The sequence below is a fragment of the Mesorhizobium sp. M7D.F.Ca.US.004.03.1.1 genome, from assembly GCF_003998635.1.
GTDB lineage: Bacteria > Pseudomonadota > Alphaproteobacteria > Rhizobiales > Rhizobiaceae > Mesorhizobium > Mesorhizobium loti.
This window is the reverse complement of the sequence record NZ_RZQG01001545.1, coordinates 1-779: the sequence shown is the minus strand read 5'-3', so window position 1 is coordinate 779 and position 779 is coordinate 1. Positions and strand designations below refer to the sequence as shown.

The 779-nt window shown below is 63.3% G+C and carries 2 protein-coding genes; both read left to right on the top strand.

Annotated elements, in window-relative coordinates; translation table 11 throughout:
* The coding region (locus EN935_RS38565) for a BRCT domain-containing protein (protein WP_281040416.1) at positions 1 to 613 on the top strand (613 nt) is incomplete at its 5' end.
* The coding region (locus EN935_RS38560; RefSeq protein ID WP_127374377.1) for a DUF2461 family protein at positions 613 to 779 on the top strand (167 nt) is incomplete at its 3' end. The genes EN935_RS38565 and EN935_RS38560, both read left to right, overlap by 1 nt.

Sequence of the window (779 nt, the reverse complement as noted above, 5' to 3'; positions counted from 1 at the left end):
GGGCAAGACGCGCAAGAATGTGCGCAGCGTCGAGGACCGCAACTATGAGGGTCTCGACAAGCTGTTCACGGCCATCGATTCGCGCCGCGAGCCGGAACTCGACCGCTTCATCTTCGCGCCCGGCATCCGCCATATCGGCGAAACGACGGCGGCGGTGCTTGCCCGGACGTTCTCGACCATCGAGGAGCTGATCCGCGTCGGCAAGGAGACAGCGGCCGCAGCCGATCCACACAGCGTCTTCCCATCGGTCAACGGCATTGGCGACACGGTGATCGACGCGTTGCGCGATTTCTTCGGCAATGAGCGCAATGACGACGTGCTTGATGCGCTGCTCATGCAGGTCAAGCCGAAGCCGTATGTCGTCAACGTCTCAGCCGACAGCGAGGTCGCCGGCAAGACGGTCGTGTTCACAGGCTCGCTGGAGAAGATGACACGCTCCGAAGCCAAGGCGATGGCCGAGCGCCTCGGCGCCAAGGTCGCGGGCTCGGTCTCGGCCAAGACGGACCTGGTGGTCGCCGGACCGGGGGCCGGCTCCAAGCTCAAGCTTGCCAGCGAACTCGGTATCGAGGTGATCGACGAGGATGCCTGGCTGGTGCGGATCGGCAAGGCGTGATGGACGGCGCATTCAAAGGGTTCGGGCCAAAGGCCATTCCGTTCCTGAAGGCGCTGGATTTCCACCAGAGCCGCGAGTGGTTCCTGGAAAACCGCGACCTGTTCGAAAAGGAGTTGCGCGATCCGTTCAGTGATCTGGTCGACACGCTGACCGAGCGCTTCGCAAA